Annotated in this window: 23 protein-coding genes; 22 read left to right on the plus strand and 1 reads right to left on the minus strand. The window is 65.2% G+C overall.

Going from position 1 to position 23,415, the window contains the following annotated elements; genetic code table 11:
- Positions 1–70 precede the first annotated feature (70 nt).
- The 22 genes from dacB (at position 71) to IV498_RS01925 (ending at position 22,826) form a co-directional block, all read left to right on the plus strand.
- Positions 71–1,495, plus strand: a complete 1,425-nt coding sequence (dacB, locus tag IV498_RS01820) for a D-alanyl-D-alanine carboxypeptidase/D-alanyl-D-alanine endopeptidase (protein ID WP_269044849.1) — start codon at positions 71–73, stop codon at positions 1,493–1,495.
- A gap of 46 nt (positions 1,496–1,541) precedes the next feature.
- Complete coding sequence (locus IV498_RS01825; protein ID WP_269044850.1) at positions 1,542–2,735, plus strand: zinc-dependent metalloprotease; 1,194 nt, start codon at positions 1,542–1,544, stop codon at positions 2,733–2,735.
- Positions 2,736–2,794: 59 nt separating this feature from the next.
- Positions 2,795–3,853: a tRNA lysidine(34) synthetase TilS gene (tilS, locus tag IV498_RS01830; protein WP_269044851.1), complete on the plus strand. Its 1,059-nt coding sequence runs from the start codon at positions 2,795–2,797 to the stop codon at positions 3,851–3,853.
- A 68-nt stretch (positions 3,854–3,921) separates the two neighbouring features.
- Complete coding sequence (gene hpt / locus IV498_RS01835; protein ID WP_269044852.1) at positions 3,922–4,473, plus strand: hypoxanthine phosphoribosyltransferase; 552 nt, start codon at positions 3,922–3,924, stop codon at positions 4,471–4,473.
- A 193-nt stretch (positions 4,474–4,666) separates the two neighbouring features.
- On the plus strand, positions 4,667–6,748 hold the full coding sequence (ftsH, locus tag IV498_RS01840) for an ATP-dependent zinc metalloprotease FtsH (RefSeq protein WP_269044853.1): 2,082 nt from the start codon (positions 4,667–4,669) through the stop codon (positions 6,746–6,748).
- Positions 6,749–6,758: 10 nt separating this feature from the next.
- Positions 6,759–7,403: a GTP cyclohydrolase I FolE gene (folE, locus tag IV498_RS01845; protein WP_442951256.1), complete on the plus strand. Its 645-nt coding sequence runs from the start codon at positions 6,759–6,761 to the stop codon at positions 7,401–7,403.
- 12 nt (positions 7,404–7,415) lie between these two features.
- On the plus strand, positions 7,416–8,324 hold the full coding sequence (gene folP / locus IV498_RS01850; RefSeq protein ID WP_269044854.1) for a dihydropteroate synthase: 909 nt from the start codon (positions 7,416–7,418) through the stop codon (positions 8,322–8,324).
- Positions 8,321–8,737, plus strand: coding sequence for a dihydroneopterin aldolase (gene folB, locus IV498_RS01855; protein WP_269044855.1), 417 nt, complete (start codon positions 8,321–8,323; stop codon positions 8,735–8,737). The genes folP and folB overlap by 4 nt, the downstream gene beginning before the upstream one ends.
- A complete protein-coding gene (gene folK, locus IV498_RS01860) occupies positions 8,734–9,285 on the plus strand; it encodes a 2-amino-4-hydroxy-6-hydroxymethyldihydropteridine diphosphokinase (protein ID WP_269044856.1) in 552 nt (183 codons plus the stop codon). Before folB ends, folK begins: the two co-directional genes overlap by 4 nt.
- 117 nt (positions 9,286–9,402) lie before the next feature.
- On the plus strand, positions 9,403–9,906 hold the full coding sequence (locus IV498_RS01865; RefSeq protein ID WP_442951260.1) for a DUF3180 domain-containing protein: 504 nt from the start codon (positions 9,403–9,405) through the stop codon (positions 9,904–9,906).
- Positions 9,899–10,408 (plus strand): PH domain-containing protein, encoded by a 510-nt coding sequence (locus tag IV498_RS01870; protein ID WP_269044858.1) that lies wholly within the window; start codon positions 9,899–9,901, stop codon positions 10,406–10,408. The genes IV498_RS01865 and IV498_RS01870 overlap by 8 nt, the downstream gene beginning before the upstream one ends.
- The gene (locus IV498_RS01875; protein ID WP_269044859.1) at positions 10,405–11,946 is read left to right on the plus strand and encodes a PH domain-containing protein; all 1,542 of its coding nucleotides are present in this window, start codon (positions 10,405–10,407) and stop codon (positions 11,944–11,946) included. The genes IV498_RS01870 and IV498_RS01875 overlap by 4 nt, the downstream gene beginning before the upstream one ends.
- Positions 11,936–12,925: a Rossmann-like and DUF2520 domain-containing protein gene (locus IV498_RS01880; protein ID WP_269044860.1), complete on the plus strand. Its 990-nt coding sequence runs from the start codon at positions 11,936–11,938 to the stop codon at positions 12,923–12,925. Before IV498_RS01875 ends, IV498_RS01880 begins: the two co-directional genes overlap by 11 nt.
- 2 nt (positions 12,926–12,927) lie before the next feature.
- Positions 12,928–13,824: a pantoate--beta-alanine ligase gene (gene panC / locus IV498_RS01885; RefSeq protein ID WP_269044861.1), complete on the plus strand. Its 897-nt coding sequence runs from the start codon at positions 12,928–12,930 to the stop codon at positions 13,822–13,824.
- 231 nt (positions 13,825–14,055) lie between these two features.
- Entirely contained in the window at positions 14,056–15,558 is a 1,503-nt protein-coding gene (gene lysS / locus IV498_RS01890; RefSeq protein ID WP_269044894.1) for a lysine--tRNA ligase, read from the plus strand.
- Between the two features lie 12 nt (positions 15,559–15,570).
- Positions 15,571–15,714 (plus strand): hypothetical protein, encoded by a 144-nt coding sequence (locus IV498_RS01895; RefSeq protein WP_269044862.1) that lies wholly within the window; start codon positions 15,571–15,573, stop codon positions 15,712–15,714.
- A gap of 116 nt (positions 15,715–15,830) precedes the next feature.
- Complete coding sequence (locus IV498_RS01900) at positions 15,831–16,163, plus strand: histone-like nucleoid-structuring protein Lsr2 (RefSeq protein WP_269044863.1); 333 nt, start codon at positions 15,831–15,833, stop codon at positions 16,161–16,163.
- 96 nt (positions 16,164–16,259) lie between these two features.
- Positions 16,260–18,746, plus strand: a complete 2,487-nt coding sequence (locus IV498_RS01905) for an ATP-dependent Clp protease ATP-binding subunit (protein ID WP_269044864.1) — start codon at positions 16,260–16,262, stop codon at positions 18,744–18,746.
- Positions 18,747–18,921: 175 nt separating this feature from the next.
- The gene (locus IV498_RS01910; RefSeq protein WP_269044865.1) at positions 18,922–19,428 is read left to right on the plus strand and encodes an amino-acid N-acetyltransferase; all 507 of its coding nucleotides are present in this window, start codon (positions 18,922–18,924) and stop codon (positions 19,426–19,428) included.
- 134 nt (positions 19,429–19,562) lie between these two features.
- Complete coding sequence (locus IV498_RS01915) at positions 19,563–21,335, plus strand: glycoside hydrolase family 15 protein (protein WP_269044866.1); 1,773 nt, start codon at positions 19,563–19,565, stop codon at positions 21,333–21,335.
- A gap of 85 nt (positions 21,336–21,420) precedes the next feature.
- Positions 21,421–22,446 (plus strand): SDR family oxidoreductase, encoded by a 1,026-nt coding sequence (locus tag IV498_RS01920; RefSeq protein WP_269044867.1) that lies wholly within the window; start codon positions 21,421–21,423, stop codon positions 22,444–22,446.
- Positions 22,443–22,826 (plus strand): hypothetical protein, encoded by a 384-nt coding sequence (locus tag IV498_RS01925; protein ID WP_269044868.1) that lies wholly within the window; start codon positions 22,443–22,445, stop codon positions 22,824–22,826. The genes IV498_RS01920 and IV498_RS01925 overlap by 4 nt, the downstream gene beginning before the upstream one ends.
- A 19-nt stretch (positions 22,827–22,845) precedes the next feature.
- Here the strand turns inward: IV498_RS01925 and IV498_RS01930 are convergent, their stop codons facing one another.
- Entirely contained in the window at positions 22,846–23,397 is a 552-nt protein-coding gene (locus IV498_RS01930) for a MarR family winged helix-turn-helix transcriptional regulator (RefSeq protein WP_269044869.1), read from the minus strand.
- Positions 23,398–23,415 lie beyond the last annotated feature (18 nt).

Genomic DNA, 23,415 nt, shown 5'->3' on the forward strand with positions numbered 1-23,415 from the left:
GCGGCGACTCCATACGGCAGTCGACGTTGCGCGCCTGCCGTTTCCGCACCGCCGAAGGACCGTATCCGCGATGAGCCGCACATCCAAGGTCCTGTCGGCCATGTTGCTGGCCGTTGTGCTGAGCGCGCTGGCCGTGCCGGTGAGCCTGAATTTGGCGCCGGCCTTCATGACAGCGCCGACGGAGCCCTCCGCGCCGGCGACCCTGCTGGCGCAGCCCCTGCAGCCGCCCAGCACCCTGAGCACACTGAGCGGCATCGGCACACTTTCCGTGGAAGCTCCGATGCCCGATCCGGCGGTGCTGTCGAAGCGGCTGGAGGCCACCTTGGTGGCCAAAGGTGGCGGGGACTTCACCGCCCTGGTCCAGGATGGGGCCAGCGGCCAGGTGCTTTACAGCCGGAATGCCTCCGCCCCCAGAATTCCTGCCTCCAACCTGAAGCTGCTTACGGTTGCCGCGGCGTTGAAGAATCTGGGCGCCGACGCGCGTTTTTCCACCCGCGTGCTGACCGGGGCGACGGCCAGCGCGCTGGTCCTGCAGGCCGGCGGCGATGTGCTGCTCGGTAAGGATGCCAGCGCCGACGGCAAGGTCATGGGACATGCCGGTGTGGCAACTCTGGCAGCCGGGACAGCGGCGGCGCTGAAGGCGGCGAAGGTGACCGGTCCGGTGAGCATAGCGGTCGATGACACGCTCTTTACCGGTCCGGCCGTGAACCCAAACTGGCTGCCCGCGGATGTCGCCGCCGGCGAGATAGCTCCGGTTTTCCCGATGGCCTTGTATGGTGCCCGCCTTAATCCCGCGGAGCTCAGCGGGCCTCGGCCCCAGGACGCCGCCATGAGCGTCGCGGCTGCGTTCGTTGGCAAGTTGAAGGCCGACGGCGTTGCTGTCACCGCTGCAGTGCGCCGCACCAAGGCCCCCGCCGGCGCCCGGACGCTGGCGGAAGTCAGTTCGGCAACGGTCGGTGAGCAGGTTCAGTACATGCTTCAGGCCTCCGATAACTACCTGGCAGAGGTGATGGGACGGATGAGCGCCGTCGCCCAAAATAAGGCGGGAAGCTCGATTGGAGCCAGTGCTGCGGTCAGCGAAACGATGTCCAGCCTGGGTTTGGTCACCGACGGGCTGGTGCTGGGGGACAGCTGCGGGCTGGCGGTCAACGACAGGGTCAGTGCGCGGCAATTGACCCAGAGCGTGAAGATCATGCTGACCGATCCCAGCCGGGATGTGCGCCAGGGCCTGCTGGGACTGCCGATTGCCGGCCTGAGCGGCACCCTTGGGGACCGCTATCTGGACAGCAGCACTCTGGGTGGGGCGGGGCTGGTCCGGGCCAAAACGGGCACCCTGAACGCGGTCCTCTCACTGAGCGGATATGTGGTGGACACGGACGGGCGATTACTGGTTTTCTCCTTTCTGGGCAACTCGCTCCAGGCCGGCAGCAGCCGATCGAAGCCGGCCATTGACAAGGCCGCCGCCATCCTGGCAAGCTGCGGCTGCAGCGGCTGACTCCGTTCCCGGCTCCCGGGCTGGATAGTGTGGTGTTATGGAGTCTATGGATGCACATACCTCGGATCAGGACGCACCGGGCGGCGGCCACGGCAGCCTGATCAATTTCGACATCGCCGCCTCGACCGCGGCGCGGCTGGCTCCGGCGGGTCCGGTGCTCAGCGGGCACGAAATTGGCGCGGCGGTGGCGAATCTTCGCACTATGGCGGACCGGTCCGTGCCCTACGTGCACGACATAACTGGCTTGGAGGCCGCCCGGGATTTGCGCGACTCCCAGGTCCTGATCGTGGATCGGGCGTCCTGGGCCAAGGCGAACACCCAAAGTTTTTCGGTCCTGATGCGGGCGCCGATGGAAAAGTTGGCCAAAAAACAGGCCGCCTCGCTTAAGCCGGGCAGTGTGGCGGTCGGTGGGGCTGTCACGGGTGCCCAACTTGGTTCCGTTCTGGCCTTCCTGTCCAGCAAGGTACTTGGCCAGTACGATCCGTTCGCGGCCCTGGACCTGGACCCAAATTCCGCCGGGAGTGGATTCCCCGGTGGCCGGCTGCTGCTGGTGGCACCGAACATTGTCACGGTGGAGCGCGAGCTGAACGTTGATCCCTCCGATTTCAGGCTGTGGGTCTGCCTGCACGAACAGACCCACAGGGTGCAATTTGCCGCGGCGCCCTGGCTCCGGCACCACATGCTCACCAAGATTGACCAGCTCAGTTCGCTGTTGATGGGCAATGCGGAGAACCTCACCGAGCGGCTGGCCTCCGCAGCCCGGTCACTGACCGGGAAAACGTCCCCCGGGAAAGCACTCACCGGGCCGGACGCTGGGCTGAGCGGCGGTGCGGGCCCCCACGATGGCGCCCCCAGTCGGGGCGGAATCCTGGATCTGCTGCAGGATCCCGCCGAAAAAGCGGCGCTGTCCCACCTGACAGCGATCATGAGCCTGCTCGAAGGCCACGCCAATGTCGTCATGGACGCCGTGGATGCGAGCATCGTGCCAACGGTGCGCACCATCCGGCAGCGGTTCAATGCCCGGGGCAAGGACCGCGGGGCCGTGGAAAAATTCATCCGCAACCTGCTGGGCCTGGATGCCAAAATGCGCCAGTACAGCGACGGCGCCCGGTTTGTCCGTGCCGTGGTGGCCAAGGTGGGGATGGAGGGGTTCAACAGGGTCTGGACCAGTGAGGATCATCTGCCGACCGAGCAGGAGATCCACCAGCCGGAACTCTGGGTCGACCGGATGGGGCTCTAACTCCGGTGCCGCATGGACCGCGGCCGCGGCTGAGCCCGGTAGTTGGTAAGGCCCGGAATATGCTTGCCGACGCGCTGGGGATTCCCGTCTCCTGGCCCAGTTCCGCAAGGCCACCGGACGGCTCCGAGTTGATCCTGGTGGCCTGCAGCGGTGGGCCGGACTCGATGGCCTTGGCCGCCGTTGCCGCTTTCTTTGCCCGCCGTGGGCAGCTGCGCGTCGGCGCGGTGGTGGTGGACCACCAGCTGCAGTCCGGCAGCGGCAAAGTGGCCCTCGACACCGCCGCCGCGCTGCGCGGAATGGGCCTTGACCCGGTGGAGATCAGCACCACCTCGGTGCTGCACGCCGGGGTTGGACCTGAGGCGGCGGCCCGGTACGCCCGGTATGCGGCGCTGGATGAGGTGGCTGCCCGGCTGGGGGCCGGCACAGTCCTGCTGGGACACACTCTCGATGACCAGGCGGAGTCCGTGCTGCTGGGGTTGGCCCGAGGATCGGGGACACGTTCGCTGGCGGGCATGCCGAAACGCAGGGGAATTTACCTGCGCCCTTTCCTTGGTCTGCGGCGGGCCGAAACCCTGGCCATCTGCGCTGCGGAAGGCCTTGATCCTTGGTATGACCCGACGAACTCGGACCCGGTGTTCGCCCGATCCCGGGTGCGAACCCGCGTCCTTCCTTTCCTGGAGGCCGAGCTGGGGCCCGGCATTGCGCCGTCGTTGTACCGCTCGGCACGGATCCTTGGCCAGGACGCGGACTACCTTGACCAGCTGGCAGCCGAGGCATATTCCCGCCTCGCCGAGCACCAGAGTGGGCATAACGGCCAGCCGGACGCCAACGAAACGGCGCCGGATTCCGAAATCCGGCTCCCGGAGAAGGCACTAACGGCGCTGCCGGACCCGATCCGGCAGCGCGTCGTGGCGCTCGCCGTCGTCGCCCTGGGTGGACAGCAACCCAGCTTTGAACGCCTGCTCGCCGCCGATTCGCTGCTGCAGCGGCGCGGCTCGGCAGGGCCGGTGGAGCTGGCCGGGAAAGTCCGCGTTTACCGCCAACCCCGAAGCCAGGCCGTTCCCCACGACCCCTCCAGCTATGGGAAGCTAGTCTTTAGACGCCGGGATGGGCTGTAGCAGGTCTCCAGGCAGCGCCGCCCGCGGCGGATAAAAAACGACAAGCCCTTCAACACCGGGAGCAATTGGTGGATTCACAAGACGTCCAGGCGGATCTCAAGCACGTCCTGTACACAAAAGAGCAGATCCAGGACCGGGTCCGCGAACTGGCCGAACAGATCGATGCCGACTACGCCGGCCGGGACGTCCTGCTGGTCGGGGTGCTCAAGGGCGCGGTGATGGTAATGGCGGATCTGGCCCGGTCGCTGCACAGCCACGTCACGATGGATTGGATGGCGGTTTCCTCCTACGGCTCCGGAACACAGTCCTCCGGCGTGGTGCGCATCTTGAAGGACCTCGAGACGGACCTGATGGGCAAGCACGTGCTCATTGTGGAGGACATTATTGACTCCGGGCTGACGTTGTCCTGGCTCAAGGCAAACCTGATTTCCCGCGGCCCGGCCTCGGTGGAGATCTGTACGCTGCTGCGCAAGCCCGATGCCGCCAAGGTGGACATTGACGTCAAATACGTCGGCTACGAGATTCCGAGCGAATTCGTGGTGGGCTATGGCCTGGACTTCGCCGAAAAGTACCGCAATCTTGACTTCATCGGCACCCTGGCACCGCACGTCTACGAGTAAGCGCGGCCGCGTGCCGCAGCGGACCCCGGCGCACCGCCGCGGGTTCCGTTCCGCTGTCAGGGAACTATTGTCCACCGTTGCGCGTGAAAGTTGGCGAACGGTGTATAGCTAGTACGGTGGACGGGCAGCTTCGTCCGGGTGTTTGAATTAACTGATGGTTTGATCAGGAGGGACGAGGCGCGGCCTCGAGCACATGAATTTCAAAAAAATCTTCAAGGGTCCGATCATTTGGGTCGTTGCTGTCGTGGTACTTCTCCTGATCGCCTTCAGCCTGCTCAACGGCGGCGGTGCCGCCAAGATCCAGACAAAGGACGGCTTGGACCTGCTCGACAAGGGACAGGTTGAGTCGGCCAAGATCTTCAACGGCGAAGGCCGTGTGGACCTGATGCTGAAGAGCGATTACACCACCCCGGACGGCAACAAGGTGGGCAAAGACGTCCAGTTCTTCTACGTCGACGCCCGTGCCGACGACGTGGTCAAGGCCATCGACGAAGCCAACCTGAAAACGTTCAACGACGAACCTGTGCAGAGCAGCTTCTGGTCAGGCATCATTGGCCTGATCTTCCCGGTGGTTTTCCTCGGCGCCATTTTCTGGTTCCTGCTCTCCCGAATGCAGGGTGGTGGGTCGAAGGTGATGCAGTTCGGCAAGTCCAAGGCCAAGCTGATCACCAAGGACCATCCTCAGGTCACCTTCATCGACGTTGCCGGTGCGGATGAGGCTGTGGAGGAGCTGCACGAAATCAAGGAGTTCCTGCAGGAACCCGCCAAGTTCCAGGCCGTGGGGGCGAAGATTCCCAAAGGTGTGCTGCTCTATGGCCCGCCCGGGACCGGCAAGACGCTGCTGGCAAGGGCCGTGGCCGGGGAATCCGGCGTACCGTTCTACTCCATCTCCGGTTCGGACTTCGTCGAAATGTTCGTGGGCGTGGGTGCCTCCCGTGTCCGCGACCTGTTCGAGCAGGCCAAGGCCAACGCGCCGGCCATCATCTTCGTTGACGAGATCGACGCCGTCGGCCGGCACCGCGGCGCCGGCATCGGCGGCGGTAATGATGAGCGGGAACAGACACTTAACCAGCTGCTGGTGGAGATGGACGGCTTCGACGTAAAGACGAACGTCATTCTGATCGCAGCCACCAACCGTCCGGACGTGCTGGACCCGGCGCTGCTGCGCCCGGGCCGCTTCGACCGGCAGATTCCGGTGGAGGCCCCGGACCGGGTTGGACGCGAGCAGATCCTGCGCGTGCACGCCAAGGGCAAGCCAATGGCGCCCGGAGTGGACCTCAACGCCGTGGCCAAGAAGACGCCCGGTTACACCGGTGCGGATCTGGCCAACGTGCTCAATGAGGCCGCACTGCTGACTGCCCGCTCCAACGCCCAACTGGTGGACGACCGTGCCTTGGATGAGGCTATTGACCGGGTGATGGCAGGTCCGCAGAAGCGCACCAGGGTGATGAAGGAGCTGGAGCGCAAGATTACCGCGTATCACGAGGGTGGCCATGCCTTGGTGGCTGCGGCCCTGCGCAACACGGCACCCGTCACCAAAATCACCATCCTGCCGCGCGGCCGTGCCCTCGGCTACACCATGGTGGTGCCCGAAGACGACAAATATTCGGTTACCCGCAATGAGCTCCTCGACACGATGGCCTACGCCATGGGCGGCCGGGTGGCCGAGGAAATCGTCTTCCACGACCCCTCCACCGGTGCGTCCAATGACATCGAGAAGGCTACCGCCACGGCGCGGAAAATGGTGACGCAGTACGGCATGAGCGAGCGGATCGGCGCGGTGAAACTTGGAAGCGGAGGCGGCGAGCCGTTCCTGGGCCGCGACGCCGGCCATGACCGGGATTACTCCGATCAGGTGGCGTACGTCATCGACGAGGAAGTGCGCAGGCTGATCGACCAGGCCCACGATGAGGCGTACGCGATCCTCAACCAAAACCGCGATGTGCTGGACCGGCTGGCGCTGGAACTGCTGGAGCGGGAAACCCTCAACCAGGCGGAGATTGCGCAGATCTTCACGGACATTCACAAGCGCGAAATCCGCGACGTCTGGCTGTCCAAGGAATCCCGGCCGGTTTCCAATGTTCCTCCGGTGGTCAGCGACAAGGAGCGCCGGGAGGCCATTGCCGCCCGCGAACCCGATCCGGCCACGGTGGCCCCGCAGGATCAGCTGGCCCACGCGAACCTGCCCGGCTCACCGGATGCCGAGCGTTCCGGCGGTGGATCCGCTCCGGGTTCTTCGGACGAGGAGCCGCCGCCGCCGAGCCAGAACGGCTAGAATTCCACAGGTGAGCAACTACGACGACGACGGCACGGCCTTGACTGCAGACGCATCCGGAACTGCCGGGACATCCGGAACTGCCGGGCCTGCCGTTGACTTGGCACGGATCGAAAAGGCCGTCCGCGAAATCCTGCTGGCAGTGGGTGAGGATCCGGACCGTTCGGGGCTGGTCGACACGCCCACGCGGGTGGCGAAGGCCTACGCCGAAGTCTTCGCTGGCCTGCACCAGGACCCGGCGGATGTGCTAGCCACAACCTTTGATATTGCGCACGAGGAAATGGTCCTGGTGAAGGACATACCGTTCTACTCAACCTGCGAGCATCATCTGGTGCCGTTTCACGGTTCGGCGCACGTGGGTTACATCCCGTCCCTGGACGGCCGCGTCACCGGATTGAGCAAAATTGCCCGGCTGGTGGACGTGTTCGCCAAGCGGCCGCAGGTCCAGGAGCGCCTCACCAGCCAGATCGTGGACGCGATGGTGAAGCACCTCAAGCCGCGCGGGGCCATTGTCGTGGTGGAATGTGAACATTTGTGCATGTCCATGCGGGGCGTGCGTAAACCCGGTGCCCGGACTGTCACCAGCGCGGTCCGCGGGCTCCTGCACGAGCCGGCCACCCGCGCCGAAGCCATGAGCCTGATTCTCGGAAGGTAAGACAAGCACTTAATGGATTCCCTCGCAGCAGCACCCGGAACCGGACCGGCCACCTCGCCTTTGCCCGTCCTGCGCATGCCCCGCTCCGCGGCCAGATTCGAGGATTTGCCCACCGACCGCACCGTCGTGATGGGCATTCTGAACTGCACGCCGGATTCCTTCAGCGACGGCGGCGAATACGATTCCATCGACACCGCCATTGCCCACGGTCTGCGGATGTTTTACGCAGGGGCGGACATTATCGATGTCGGCGGCGAATCCACCCGGCCAGGCGCCCTGGAAGTGGATGAGGAAGAGGAACAGCGGCGCATCCTGCCGGTGATCGGCGCGCTGGCCAAGGCCGGGGCCTTGCTGAGTGTCGATACCCGGCACGCCGGCACCGCGGCCAAGGCCCTGGACGCCGGGGCCGCTCTAATCAACGATGTGTCTGGTCTGAGCGTGGAGCCCGCGATGGTGGCTCTGGTGGCGCAGCGCAAAGTTCCCTACGTGCTGATGCACCGCCGCGGCAGCGCCCGAACGATGGATGCGCTCAGCACCTATCGGGATGTGGTGGAAGATGTGCTGGCAGAGTTGGTCGAGCTCCGCGACACCTTCTATGCCGCCGGCGTTGCTCCGGAACAGATCATTATGGATCCAGGCCTGGGGTTTTCCAAGGATTCGACCCAGAACTGGGAGCTGTTGGCCAATCTGGACCGCTTCGAACTGCTCGGTCACCGGGTGCTGATTGGCACCTCGCGCAAGCGTTTCCTGGGTACGCTGCTGACCACTGCCGGCAAGGCGGCTCCGCCCAAGGACCGCGACTCCGCCACCGTCGCCACCACTGCCCTTGCTGCCGCCCAGGGTGCATGGGGTGTGCGGGTGCATGACGTGGCCGCTAATCTGGATGCCGCCCGGGTAGCGGCGCGGCAGAGCAAGCGATGACGGCCGCCGGAGGCGCGGCTTCGGACCTGGACGCCGGAAACGCGGGAAGGCGCTTGGACCGGATTGCCATCACCGGGGTTGCCGCCATTGGGCGGCACGGTGTCTTTGAGCATGAAAAACGCGACGGCCAGTCGTTCCTTGTCGACGCGGTTCTTTTCACCGACATCCGCGCCGCCGCCGCGACCGATGACTTATCCCGGACCACTCACTACGGCGAAGTTGCCGAGGAAATTACGGCACTGATCACCGGCGATCCTTTTGACCTGATCGAAACGCTGACCGACCGGATCGCCGAACGGCTGTTGGAACGGTTCGCCCTTGGGGCCGTGGAAATCACGGTGCACAAACCGAAGGCGCCCATCCAGGTTCCCTTCGGCGATGTGACGATCACCATCTACCGGGAGCGGCAATGACGCGGCTTTTCACCCGGGCGGTGCTGGCCTTGGGCAGCAACCTTGGCGACCGGACCGAAACCCTCTCCGCCGCCGTCGCCGAACTGGTGGACCGGCCGGAGGTGCGGCTTCGTGACGTTTCCCCGGTGGTGCAGACCGAAGCGGTGGGCGGCCCGGCCGATCAGCCGGACTTCCTGAACATGGTGCTGGAAATTGAGACCCTGCTGGGACCGTACGAACTGCTGGAGCATTGCCACGCGGTGGAGGCCGCCCATCACCGCACTCGTGCGGTGCGGTGGGGCCCGCGCACGCTGGACGTGGACATCATTACCTACGGTGAGGTGCTCAGCAGCGATGACCGGCTTACCCTGCCGCATCCGCGGGCGGCCGAACGTGCTTTCGTGCTTTACCCGTGGTCATTGATGGACCCGCAGGCTACGCTGGGCGGCGTCTCCGTCGTGGAGTTGGCAGCCCGGGCCGCCGACATGCCAAGCGTGGGCCATTTCGAGGGCATTGAGCCCTGCGGCGGCAAAGCCGGGCGGGAGCACACAGTCCAGCCGGCGCCATAGCGGACTCTAAACTCCGGACGTGGAACTGTAGATTAAGGACCGTCGGCACCGGCGGCCTGGGACGGGAACCGCCTTGCGGCGGTGCGAGCAAGTTGGATGAGGCAAAGAATGAGGACTCTGCGGACCATCCGGCCCGTTTGGCTCGTGGTGATCGCCCTGGTGGCCGGCGCGGCCGGATGGGTGACCACCCAACTGACCAACCGCGCCAGCCTGCCGACGCCGGTGCTGCCGCTGAGCTCGCTGTTGACCATGGGAATCATCGTCGTTCTGACGCTGACCCTTGGCGTGCAGGTGCTGCGCTGGCGCAACGGGCACCGGAACAAACCCCTGAACGCAGTCCTGGCCGCCCGGACGGTGGTGCTGGCACAAGCGTGTGCGTACGCCGGAGCGCTGCTGAGCGGCTGGCATCTGGGTGTTCTGGTGGATCAGCTGCCGACGCTGGCGCTGCGGAGCAATCTCAACGTGATCTGGTTCGCGCTGGCCGTGGTGGGCGGCGGAATTATAATGATCGTTGTGGGACTGATTGTCGAGCGTTTCTGTCGCATTCCACCCGAGGACGGGCCACCGCCTGCCGGAAAAAGCCCGAAACGGAACAGCAGCGGCGGCGAAGAATATGCGTGAGCCCATTGACCCGCCCGGGCTGGACTTCCACCGGGTATCGGCGAAGCTGATCCCGCTGCGGTTCATCACTCTTGGGATCGGGGCGCTGGTCGTGATCCTGATCGGATCTCTTCCGCTGGTGCTGCGTACCCTTGGATCCTGGCAAAAGTTTCCCGGCGCGCTGGCGTGGGCTCTGGCCATAGCGGCGCTGCTGGCCATGGGCTGGCGGCTTGCGCTGATTCCGCGCCAGGTGCGGGCGATAGGTTATGCCGAGCGCGACGACGATCTGCTGATCCGCCGCGGTCTCTTCTTCCAGCGCGTTATGGTGGTGCCCTACGGACGGATGCAGTACGTGGACGTCTCGGTGGGGCCGCTGGAGCGGGCGTTTGGTTTGGCATCAGTGAAGATGCACACCGCCTCCGCCAGCACCAACGCCGCGTTGGAGGGACTGCCCACGGACGAGGCCGCCAGGCTTCGGGAGCAGCTCTCCGCCCGCGGCGAGGCAAAGCTGGCTGGATTGTGACCCTTTCCCCTCCCGCCCCCGCCGGCTTCCAAACCGACGCCGCCGAGCAATGGCACCGGGTGCATCCGGTCTCCCCGCTGGTCCGCGGCTGGGTTGCCGTAGTGGGGGTGATGGTCTTGTTCGGCCGAAATTCTTTTGAAGACATGCTCCGGTCGGCCTCCTCGGGACGGGATTACGGCCAGCAGGGCCCCCCGGTGTGGCTGATCCTAACCGTGGTGGCGGCCGCCGTCGTCGTTTTCGGTGTGGCGTTCTTCCTGTCCTGGTACTTCACGCGATACCAGGTGACGGATGACCAGGTGCGGATCAACAGCGGGTTCCTTTTCCGCCAGCAGCGACAAGCCCGCATTGACCGGGTGCAGGCCATCGATGTTGTCCAGCCCCTGCTGGCGAGGATTTTCGGCCTGGCCGAGCTGAAGTTTGAGGTGGCGGACGCCGGACGCTCGGCCATGAAACTGTCCTTCCTCAAAATGGACGAGGCCAAGCGGCTGCGCGCGGCTATTCTTGCCCGTGCCTCAGGCCTGGCGGTTGATCCGACGCTTACCGGAACCGTGGCGGAGGCCCCGGAGCGCGAAATCCTCGCGCTGAGCCCGGGCCGGATCGTCGGGGCGACTCTCCTGTCCGGAATCACCGTAGCCGCACTGGTGCTGATCATCGTGCTGGGCTGCACCGTCCTCTGGCTCCGGTCCTGGGCTGCGCTGGCCGGATTGATCCCGATGATCCTAGGTTTGGCCGCGGCCTACTGGAAGAGCTTCAGCGCCGATTTTAATTTTCGGATTGCGCTCTCTCCGGACGGCGTGCGCCTGCACTACGGCCTGCTCGAAACCCGGGCGCAGACCATCCCGCCGGGGCGTGTCCAGGCCGTGGGCATCACGACGAATCCGCTCTGGCGGCTGGTCGGCTGGTACCGGGTGAGGGTCAACGTGGCCGGCTATGGAACGGACCGTCGGGACCGGGGAGGCCGCACGGTGCTGTTGCCGGTCGGCACGGCGGCGGAGGTCCTCACCGTCCTGGGGCTGGTGCTCCCGGACCCCGGAGTCGGGAAACCAGGAGAGATCTTCAGCGCCGGTTTCGCGGGCAGCGGCGACGGATCCGGGTTCATCCATTCTCCCCGCCGCGCCCGGCTCATCGATCCTTTCGCCTGGCGCCGCAATGCCTACCGATCCACCGAAACGGCGCTGCTCTGCCGGCGCGGGGTGTTTTTCCGCAGCCTGGAGGTGGTTCCGCACGAGCGAACCCAGTCGCTGAGCCTGTTCCAGGGTCCGCTGATGCGCCGGCTGGGACTTGTGGACTTCGAACTGCATTCAACGGCCGGTCCCGTCACGCCCGTGGTGCACCATATGGACGTCCACGAAGCGCGTCGGCTGTTCACGGAACAGTCGGCACGAGCGGCCCGGGCGCGGCGGATTGGCCGGCCCGACCGCTGGATGTCACTAACCCACCCGGCATACGGCGGCACCGCGGCCGGCAGCAACCCGGTCGCAACTTCCTGCCCGAAAAACGGCACGGCCCAGGACACGGAGGTCCAGCATGAGCGTTGAACCAGGCATACCCGGTGAAGCCGGCAGGCCCGGCAGGCCCGGTAAACCCGGCCGGTTAGGCATTGGCATCATCGGCGCCGGCAAGGTGGGCGCCGTGCTGGGGGCGGCCCTGCGCGCCGCCGGACACGCCGTGGTCGGGGTGTCAGCCGTCTCTGAGGCGTCGCGGGATCGGGCCGAGAACCTGCTTCCGGGCGTGCCGGTGCTGGAGATACCCGACATCGTGGAGCGCTCCGAGCTTGTCCTGCTGGCGGTGCCCGATGACGTCCTGCCGGAATTGGTGCGCGGATTGGCGGCGACCGGGGGCTGGCAAGCCGGACAGTTGGTGGCCCATACCTCCGGACGCTACGGGACGGCCGTGCTCGCTCCGGTACGCGACTGCGGCGGCATCGCGCTGGCGCTGCACCCGGCCATGACCTTCACCGGCATGAGCATTGATCTTGCCCGGCTGCCGGACTGCACCTTTGGCGTCACTGCGGCCCCGGCCATGCTGCCCATCGCCCAGGCGCTGGTGGTGGAGATGGGTGCCGAACCGGTGGTGATAGCGGAGGCGGACCGGGTGTTGTATCACGCTGCGCTGGCACACTCCGCCAACCATCTGGTGACGCTGGTGGCCCAGTCCTGCCAACTGCTCGGTGACATTGGGGTGGAAGATCCAGCGCGGATGCTGGGACCATTGCTGAAGGCAGCTCTGGACAACGCCCTTGCCTCGGGCGAGGCGGCCCTGACCGGACCGGTGGCGCGCGGAGACACCGAAACGGTCGCCGCGCACGTCGTGGCCCTGCGCGAGCACCATTTGGACAGCCATTCCTCCGGTGGAGCGGGGGACATCGGCGCAGCCTACACCGCGATGGCCGCCGCCACCTCAACCCGGGCCGCTGCCCGCGGCGCGATCACCACCAGCCAGCAACGGGAGATCGGCGAAGTCCTGCGGCCCGATGCGCTGCCAAATCCAACTGCCCGCGATGAGGACAACGACTGACCGTGGCCATTCAACTCGTCAATAGCATTACGGAACTTAAAACAGCCAGTGCCTCCCTCCTGGCGGCCAAGGGTGCCGGTTCGCTGGGGCTGGTCCCCACGATGGGAGCCCTGCACGCGGGCCACGCCCAACTGGTGCGCAGCGCCGCCGCCGAGAACGACGTCGTCGTCGCGAGCATTTTCGTCAACCCAATGCAGTTCGGAGACGCCGAGGATCTGCAACGCTATCCGCGGAGCCTGCAGGCGGACCTGGCACTGCTGGAGACCGGGGGCGCGGATCTGGCCTTCGCGCCCGCGGTGGAGGAGATGTATCCGCTCGGAGAGCCGATGGTGCGTATCTCGGCTGGAAAATTGGGCGACAAGCTGGAGGGAGCCGCCCGGCCGGGCCACTTCGATGGCGCGCTGACGGTCGTGGCCAAGCTGCTGCACATGTGCCTGCCGGCCGGCGATTACGACAGGCCCACCGGTTACCGCGCCTACTTTGGCCAAAAGGATGCGCAGCAGCTGACCCTGGTGCGCCGGATGGCAGCCGATCTGAACTTTCCGGTGCAGATCGCCGCGGTCCCAACGGTCCGGGCCGCGGACGGGCTGGCTCTGTCGAGCCGGAACAGGTTCCTCTCCGCGGACGAACGGGAGGCTGCGGCGGTGCTGTCAAGGGCACTGCGGCTGCTTAAGGACCGCGCGGACCGGAACGAACCGCTCGACCCGGAGTCCGCCGTCGACCTGCTGAACAGCCAGCCCTTGGTGGATCTGGACTACCTTGAGGTGGTGGATCCGCTGACGCTGGAAAGCCGGGCCGAAAACTGCCGTGAGACTCCCTTCACCGGTGAGGCGCTGGCGCTGGTGGCGGCCCGGGTGGGCCCCGTCCGGCTGATCGATAATGCACCCCTCGGATACTGAGTCCCACTCCACCGACGGCACCCTCTGCCCACGGTTCCCTTTTGCCACGGCGCACTCTTTGCCCACGGCAAGCCAGCCTCCACCAGCCACCCGGCACTGCTGCCGAAGGCTGGGAAGCGGGCCCAGCTTGAGCGACTAAACTGGGCTACCGTGACCGAAGAAAAAATCCTCCCCGCCGCCCCCGCCCAACAGTCCGCCGTGGAAGTCCCCGCGTCGGAAGTCTCGGAGCAGATGCAGATCCGGCTGGAAAAGCGCGCCAAGCTGATCGCCCGGGGGGAGCAAGCCTATCCAGTGGGAGTGGCGCGCACACACACGCTTGCGCAGATCCGACAGTCGCATGACGGCTTGGCGGCCGACGAAGGCACCGGCGACTTCGTTGGCGTTACCGGACGCGTCGTTTTTGTCCGCAACACCGGAAAACTGTGTTTTGCCACCCTGCAGGAGGGGGACGGCACCCGGCTGCAGGCCATGCTGTCGCTTGCCAAGGTCGGTGACGAGGCGCTGGCGGACTGGAAAGCTTTGGTGGATTTGGGCGACCACGTCTTTGTGCACGGTGAAGTGATCAGCTCCAAGCGTGGCGAGCTGTCCGTGATGGCTGATTCCTGGCAGATGGCCTCCAAATCCCTGCGCCCGCTGCCGGTCCTGCACGCGGAGTTGTCCGAGGAAATGCGGGTTCGGCAGCGCTACGTTGACCTGATTGTCCGCGACCAGGCGCGCAGCCAAGTGCGGACCCGCTCCGCCATTGTGCGCGCCATCCGGGATGCCCTGCACGGCGAGGACTACATCGAGCTGGAGACGCCGATCCTGCAGTTGGTGCATGGCGGTGCTTCGGCGCGCCCGTTCCGCACGCACCTGAACGCCTTCGACCAGCCGATGACGCTGCGCATCGCCATCGAGCTCTACCTCAAGCGGGCCGTCGTCGGCGGTCTGGATAAAGTTTTTGAGGTGGGCCGGATTTTCCGCAACGAGGGCGTCGACTCCACGCACAGCCCGGAGTTCACCATGTTGGAAGCCTACGAAGCCTATGGTGACCAGTTCAGCATGGCCAAGATCATGCAGCGGATCATTTTGGCCTGTGCGGACGCCGTCGGCTCCCGGAGCTTGGAAACGCCGCGCGGTACCGTGAATCTTGACGGCGAATGGCCCTGGCTGCCGGTGTACCGGGGACTGTCCGACGGCGTTGGCCGGGAAGTCACGCCCGAGACGAGCGCTGAGGTGCTGCGCGCCATCGCCGCCGAGCACCAGGTGACGGTGGATCTGGGCTGGGACGCGGAGAAGCTGGTGGTGGAACTCTTCGGCGAAATCGTCGAACCGACGCTGATCCAGCCCACCTTTGTTTGCGACTATCCGCCGTCGGCCCAGCCGCTGGCCCGTCCGCACCGCCGGGACGGACGGCTGATCGAGGCGTGGGACTTGATTATCGACGGCAAGGAGACTGGCACCGCGTTTTCCGAGCTGGTTGACCCGGTGATCCAACGTGATCGATTGAGCGCCCAGTCGCTGCGGGCGGCCGCTGGCGATCCGGAGGCCATGGCCCTCGATGAGGACTTCCTGCGTGCGCTCGAATACGGCGCCCCGCCGATGGGTGGACTCGGCCTCGGTATTGACCGGCTGGTAATGCTCTTTACCGGGGTGGGAATCCGCGAGGCGATTCTGTTCCCGCTCATGAAGCCGGAAAATCAGCCGAAGCCCGAAAGCCAGTCCACCCGTGAAAATCAGTCCCAACCCGAATAGAAGCTGAAATACATGGAATACGTTGCAGTTATCGTCCCGTCCCTTGCGGTGGGAGCACTTTTTTACTTTGTGATGAAGGCGATATTCAACGCCGACAGGTCCGAGCGCGAGGCTTTGGCGCGCGCCGAAAGGGAAACCGGAGAAAAGCCGGAGTAATTGTCCGGCTGGTTTTGCACAGGCGATTGATTACCCTTTGACGTTTTAGCCACAGACCCCCATACTCTTGTTGGAAACAGTTCGCCGCTAAGCAATATCTAAAGAGGGATTCTCCGATGGCACAAACAGTAAAGATCATTCTGGAAGACGACCTCGACGGAGGTCCGGCCGAGGAAACGATACGATTCGCCCTCGATGGGGTCAATTATGAGATCGACCTCTCCGAAGGCAACTCCACCGCCCTGCGGAACGCCTTCGGTCCGTACGTCGCCAAGGCGCGGCGGGTTACCGGGCGGGCTGCGAAGAACCGGCCGGCGGCGGCAGCGGCGTCCCGTAGCCAGGAAGTCGGGCAGATCCGCAGCTGGGCCCGCGAGAACGGCTATCAGGTGCGCGAACGCGGGCGTATCCAGGCGGAGATCCAGGAAGCTTACTACCGGGCCAAAGCCTGAGAGCCGGCTACCGTATTTCCCCTGTGGCGAACATCGCCCCACGGTGATCGGGATCTGCGTAGCATCAAAGTACGCAGTAGCTAGGAGTGTGGCGAAATGTTTGAGAGATTTACTGACCGAGCCCGACGTGTTGTCGTGTTGGCCCAAGAAGAGGCCCGCATGCTCAACCACAATTACATCGGCACTGAGCACATCCTGCTCGGCCTCATCCATGAGGGCGAAGGTGTCGCGGCCAAGGCCTTGGAATCGCTGAGCATCTCCCTGGACGGCGTCCGGGAGCAGGTCCAGGAGATTATCGGGCAGGGACAACAGGCCCCCAGTGGGCACATCCCCTTCACTCCGCGCGCGAAGAAGGTCTTGGAGCTCTCGCTGCGCGAGGCGCTGCAGCTGGGACATAACTACATTGGCACCGAGCACATTCTGCTCGGCCTCATCCGCGAGGGCGAGGGCGTGGCGGCGCAGGTGCTGGTCAAGTTGGGGGCGGACCTGAACCGCGTCCGCCAGCAGGTCATCCAGCTGCTCTCCGGCTACCAGGGCAAAGAGCCCGTCGCCAGCGGCGGCCCGCAGGAAGGCACCCCGGCAGGGTCGGTGGTGCTGGATCAGTTTGGCCGCAACCTCACTCAGGCTGCCCGGGAAAACAAGCTGGATCCGGTGATCGGCCGGGAAAAAGAGATGGAACGCGTCATGCAGGTCCTCTCCCGGCGGACCAAGAACAACCCGGTGCTGATCGGCGAGCCCGGCGTCGGCAAGACCGCCGTCGTCGAAGGCCTGGCGCAGGCCATTGTCCGCGGCGACGTCCCCGAAACCATCAAGGACAAGCAGCTCTACACCCTGGACCTCGGCTCCCTGGTGGCTGGATCGCGCTACCGTGGTGACTTCGAGGAGCGCCTGAAGAAGGTGCTCAAGGAAATCCGCACCCGCGGGGACATCATTCTGTTCATCGATGAGATCCACACCCTCGTTGGTGCCGGGGCGGCCGAGGGCGCGATTGACGCTGCCTCCATCCTCAAGCCCATGCTGGCACGCGGCGAGCTGCAGACCATCGGCGCCACCACCTTGGATGAGTACCGCAAGCACATTGAGAAGGACGCCGCGCTGGAGCGCCGTTTCCAGCCCATCCAGGTCGCCGAGCCCAACGTGGCGCACGCGATCGAAATTCTCAAGGGGCTGCGGGACCGCTATGAGGCCCACCACCGCGTCTCCATCACCGACGGGGCGCTGGCTGCGGCGGCCAACCTGTCGGAGCGCTACATCAGCGACAGGTTCCTGCCGGACAAGGCCATCGACCTGATCGATGAGGCGGGCGCGCGGCTGCGCATCCGCCGGATGACGGCCCCCCCGGAACTTAAGGCAATGGACGGCATCATTGCCGAGGTGAAGCGGGAGAAGGAATCCGCCATCGACGCCCAGGACTTCGAGGGTGCCGCTTCGCTGCGCGACAAGGAGCAGAAGCTTATTGCCGAGCGCACGGAGAAGGAGCGCAAGTGGAAGTCCGGCGGTCTGGATGACGTCTCCGAGGTGGACGAGGAACTCATCGCCGAGGTGCTGGCCAATTCCACCGGCATCCCGGTCTTCAAGCTCACCGAGGAGGAGTCCTCGCGGCTGCTGAACATGGAAGATGAGCTGCACAAGCGGGTGGTGGGCCAGAACGAGGCCATCAAGTCCCTGTCGCAGGCCATCCGCCGGACCCGTGCCGGTTTGAAGGACCCGAAGCGGCCGGGCGGTTCGTTCATCTTCGCCGGCCCCACCGGCGTCGGCAAGACCGAACTGGCCAAGGCGCTGGCGGAATTCCTCTTCGGCGAAGAGGACGCCCTGATTACCTTGGACATGTCCGAGTACTCGGAGAAGCACACCGTGTCCCGGCTCTTCGGCGCCCCTCCCGGCTACGTTGGCTACGAGGAGGGTGGGCAGCTGACGGAGAAAGTCCGTCGTCGCCCGTTCTCCGTGGTGCTCTTCGACGAGGTGGAAAAGGCCCACTCGGACCTGTTTAACTCACTGCTGCAAATTCTCGAGGATGGCCGGCTGACGGACAGCCAGGGCCGCGTGGTGGACTTCAAGAATACGGTGATCATCATGACCACCAACCTCGGAACCCGCGACATCTCCAAGAGCGTCACCACCGGTTTCCAATCCGGCACTGACACCCAGACCAGCTACAACCGGATGCGTGCCCGGGTCACGGAGGAGCTCAAGCAGCACTTCCGTCCGGAGTTCCTCAACCGGGTCGACGACGTGGTGGTCTTCCCGCAGCTGACGCAGGACGAGATCATCGAAATCGTGGACATGTTCGTTGGCCGGCTGGAGAAGCGGCTGCTGGACAAGGACATGGGCATCGTCCTCACGCCCGCGGCCAAGGTGCTGCTGGCCACCCGTGGCTACGATCCCGCCATGGGGGCCAGGCCGCTGCGCCGCACCATCCAGCGCGAGATAGAGGACCAGCTCTCCGAGAAGATCCTGTTCGGAGAAATCAAGGGTGGCGACATTGTGGCCGTTGATGTCGAAGGTGAGGGTGACGACGCCGTCTTCACCTTCGCTGGAACCGCTAAGCCGCGTGTTCCGGAGGCGTTGCCCGCCGGAGCCTAGCAGGGCCAGCAGGTCGCAGACCGCGGCTTCGAAAAGCGGCCACGGATCATTCGACGATGGCGCCACACCCGTTCCGGGTGGGGTGCCGTCGTCGTTTCCGTCCGTGGAGTGCGGAGCAGCAGCGGCAGCGGCGCACCTTAGCCCGGGCGAAAGTAACGCACCATATAATGACGGAGTGACTTTCCCTTTTCTTATCCGACCGGCCCGAACCTCCGATGTGGCAGCCATCAAGAAGCTGGTGGCCCCTCTGGCGGAGGAGCGCATCCTGATGGCGAAGGAGACCGTGGCCTATTACGAGGGGCTGCAGGAGTTTCGGATTGCGGAGTCTGCCGGCGAGGTGGTGGGCTGCGGGGCACTGCACGTGATGTGGGAGGACCTGGCCGAAGTGCGAACCCTCGCCACGGATGCAAAATGGCGTGGAAAGGGCCTGGGTCACGCGCTGGTGGAACACCTGCTGGCGGAGGCACGAAACCTCGGCGTCAGCCGGGTCTTCTGCCTTACCTTCGAGGTGGAGTTTTTCCGCAGGCACGGCTTCGCCGTGATGGCCGACCAGTCTGCAGTTGATCCCGCCGTGTATTCGGAGCTGCTGCGGTCCCACGACGAAGGTGTCGCGGAGTTTCTTGATTTGGCCCGCGTCAAGCCGAACACACTCGGCAACACCCGGATGATCCGCACGCTGTAGGCAGCGGACCGGCACAGCAGCGGGGCAACCTGGGACAGGCAACTGCGGGTCGAATGCGGGGCTGATCCAGATTGCCAGGATTTTCCCAGCTGATTCATTGCGCTTGCGCAATCGTTTCACCTAAACTCGTCAGTATGCTTACCGGTGCCATAGAGACATTTCCACCGCACGTCCTGCGTGAATATGCGCTGCTGGCCGATGGTGCCCGCGGTGCGCTGGTCGGGCCGCGCGGGGACGTTGTGTGGATGTGTGCGCCGCAGTGGCACGACGACGCGGTTTTCTCCTCACTGCTGGGAGGTCCGGGCGTTTTCGCCGTAGCTCCCGCTGATGAGCACTCCGTTTGGGGCGGCCTGTACGAGGACGGCACTCTGATCTGGCGCAACCGGTGGATCACCGGCGACAGCGTGATTGAGTGTCGGGAGGCGCTGGCCTACCCGGGAGATGCCGCACGTGCCATTCTGCTGCGCCGCATCAAGGCGGTCAGGGGTTCGGCTTCGGTCCGCGTTGTGCTCGAGGCGCGGGCAAACTTCGGAAAGCACAAGATGACCACGTTGTCCTGCGACGCCGGTGTCTGGACAGCGCGCTCCGGAGCTCTGTGGTTGCGGCTTACAGGGGTCGGGAGCGCCAAACTGGAAAAGGGGGTGCTGCGGGCGCAGTTGGAGCTGGACGAGGGTGCGGAGCATGACCTGATCCTCGAGGTTTCCAGCGAGGCGCTGCCCGAAGACCTGGTTAATCCCGATGTGGCATGGGCGGCCACCGAGTCCAACTGGAAGCTCGCCGTGCCGCAGTTGGAGAACACCATTGCCCCCGACGACGCCCGCCAGTCCTATGCGGTCCTGCGCGGAATGACCGGTGCCAGCGGCGCTATGGTGGCAGCTTCCACAATGGGGCTGCCCGAGCGTGCCAATGAAAAACGCAATTACGATTACCGCTATGCCTGGATCCGGGATCAGTGCTTCGCCGGACAGGCTGTTGCGGCCTGCGGAGACCATGCGCTGATCGACGATTCGGTCCGCTTTGTGTCCGAGCGGCTGCTGGCGGACGGTCCGAATCTCACTCCCGCGTACACGGTCGACGGCGGCCGGGTGCCGGACGAGTGGCGCACGCCGCTGCCCGGCTACCCGGGCGGCTCCGGGCAAGCCGGAAATTGGGTCAACGACCAATTCCAGCTCGATGTCTTCGGCGAAGCACTGCTGCTTTTTGCCGCCGCGGCCAAGCACGACCGGTTGAATCTTGATCATTGGAAGGCCGTGGAAGCCTGCATCGGCGCGATCGGGAAGCGATGGCAGGAACCTGACGCCGGAATCTGGGAACTGCACAACGCCAAATGGGCGCATTCGAGGCTGATTTGCGCTGCGGGTCTGCGTGCCATCGCCGGGCACGCTCCCGCTGTGCAGGGAGCCCGATGGGTGTCGCTGGCGGACACTCTGGTTGCCGACACCACCAAGCACAGCCTGCATCCCAGCGGCCGCTGGCAGCGTGCTCCGGACGATGAGCGGGTCGACTCGGCTTTGTTGTTGCCCGTTATCCGCGGGGCATTGCCGTCGGGGGACCCGCGCTCGGTGGCCACGGTGCAGGCCATCCGGGACAGCCTGACGCATGATGGTTACCTGTATCGCTTCCGCCACGATGAGCGTCCGCTGGACGAATCGGAGGGGGCCTTCCTGCTCTGTGGCTTTAACCTGGCCCTGGTTTTACATCAAAGCGGGGAGGTGACCGAGGCGGCCCGCTGGTTCGAGCGAAACCGCGCGGCCTGCGGGTCGCCGGGACTCTACACGGAGGAGTACGACATCAACCAACGGCAGCTTCGCGGCAATTTCCCGCAGGCTTTCGTCCATGCGGCGATGCTGGAAACGGCACGCCGACTGGCCGATCCGCCGTCGCCACTGCACAGTCTGAACACCTGAACATCCCGGGCGCCTTCCTGAGACCTGCGCCCACTACAGAAAACGGACGGCACCGCACGGGGCCGGTACCGCAAGGAGGAGCACGATGATCAGCTTCAAGAACAAGGTAGTCGTTGTCACCGGTGCCAGTGGCGGGATAGGCCGGGCCAGCGCCATTGGATTTGGCCGCAGCGGGGCGTCGGTGGCACTGCTGGCCCGCGGCCACGAGGGCCTGGCCGGTGCGGCTGAGGAAATTCGGTCCGCAGGTGGACGCGCACTAACCATAGAGGTTGATACCTCGGACCATGCTGCCCTGGACGCCGCCGCCAGCGAAGTCGAAAAGGAACTCGGTCCCATCGATATCTGGGTTAACGTCGCCTTTACGTCGGTGTTCGCCCCGTTCACGGAGATCAAGCCCGAGGAATTCAAGCGGGTCACCGAAGTGAGCTATCTGGGCTACGTGTACGGCACCATGATCGCCCTGGACCGGATGAAGCCCCGCAACCGCGGCACCATTGTGCAGGTGGGCTCGGCCCTGGCCTACCGCGGGATCCCACTGCAGTCGGCCTACTGTGGGGCCAAGCACGCCATCCAGGGTTTCAATGAGTCGCTGCGCTGCGAGCTGCTGCACGAGCGCAGCCCGATCCGGAACACCATGGTGCAGATGCCGGCCGTAAACACACCGCAGTTCGGCTGGGTGCTGTCCCGACTCTCGCATAAGGCTCAGCCGGTGCCACCGATCTACCAGCCGGAGGTCGCAGCCCAAGGTGTGCTGTACGCCGCGGCACACCCCGAGCGCCGCGAATACTGGGTCGGCAGCAGCACCGCCGGTACTTTGATCGCCAACGCGGTGGCACCGGGATTGTTGGACAGGTATCTGGCCCGCACTGGCTTTTCATCCCAGCAGACGCCCGAGCTCAAGGATCCGGACCAGCCTGTCAATCTGTGGGAACCGGCGGACCAGGATCGGGACTTTGGCACTCATGGAACCTTTGATAACCGTTCCAAAGGCCACAGCGTCCAATTGTGGGCCTCACAGCATCATCCGCTGGTCGGTGCCGCGGCAGCCGTGGTGGCGGCCGGAACGCTTAGCCTGGGGGCATCGCTGCTGGGACGGATGGTCCGGCGGTGAGGGTGCTGGAGCCCTTCCGCGCCGGCTATGGTCTGTGTCAGCTGGGATATCCGCAGGAGGTACCGGGTATTGTGCTCGGCCGGCGGTTGGATTCCCGTGCCGCCGCGGTAGTGCGCGTCCTGGGCGCGCGGCACCTGCTGCAGGCGGCGGTGCTTGGACTGGCTCCCGCGTCCCCGATGCTGCACCGTTGCGGCTCGGTCGTGGACGTCTTGCACTCGGCCAGCATGGTGCTGCTCGCGGTGTTTGATCGACGACGACGGTCGGCGGCACTGGCCGATGCCGTCGTCGCCGGCGTGTTTGCAGCGGCCGAACTGCGGGCGGCGCGCCACTACGTGGCCGCGTTCCGCGTGCCCACCCACCGGAGGCAGGGGATCCGATGAGCGCGCCAAACCTACCGGGTCAATCCCCTGCCCGGAGGGCGAACCGCCCGTCATCCGAGCCGGGTTCGTTGGCAGCCCGAGCAAAGGCGCCCATCGCCGAAGCCAGCGACGAGCGGGTGGCGGCTGGAAGCCTTTCGATTACGGCAGCTATGGCCTCGCGCCGGTGGGACATGACCTGGTCCACCAGCCGCCTTCCCTGCTCGCTGAGCAGCAGTTTCAAAAAGCGCCTGTCCTGCGGATCTTCGCGCCGTTCAATCAGGCCGCCGGCGACTAATCGGTCGCACAGCCGGGTGGCGTTGGAGGGATGCACACCCAAATCCGCGGCGACGGCACCTAGATTTTGCGGACCGCGTGCGGCGATGAGCACCAGGACGCGCAGCTGCGGAGAGGTGACGACGTCCTCCACCTCCGCGACGGACTGCGCCACGACGGCGAGCAGCGCGCTGGCGGCATCCAGAACGGCGTTTACCTGGTCCGGATCCACCGGAGCATCGCTGACCAGTTCTGCACTACCCGCTTGTGGTCCATCGGTTGCGGGAGGATGTAATTCTTCTTTTTTTGCATCAGTCACACCATCGAGTATCCGTCT

The organism is Paenarthrobacter sp. Z7-10 (genome assembly GCF_026932795.1).
Lineage (GTDB): Bacteria > Actinomycetota > Actinomycetes > Actinomycetales > Micrococcaceae > Arthrobacter_M.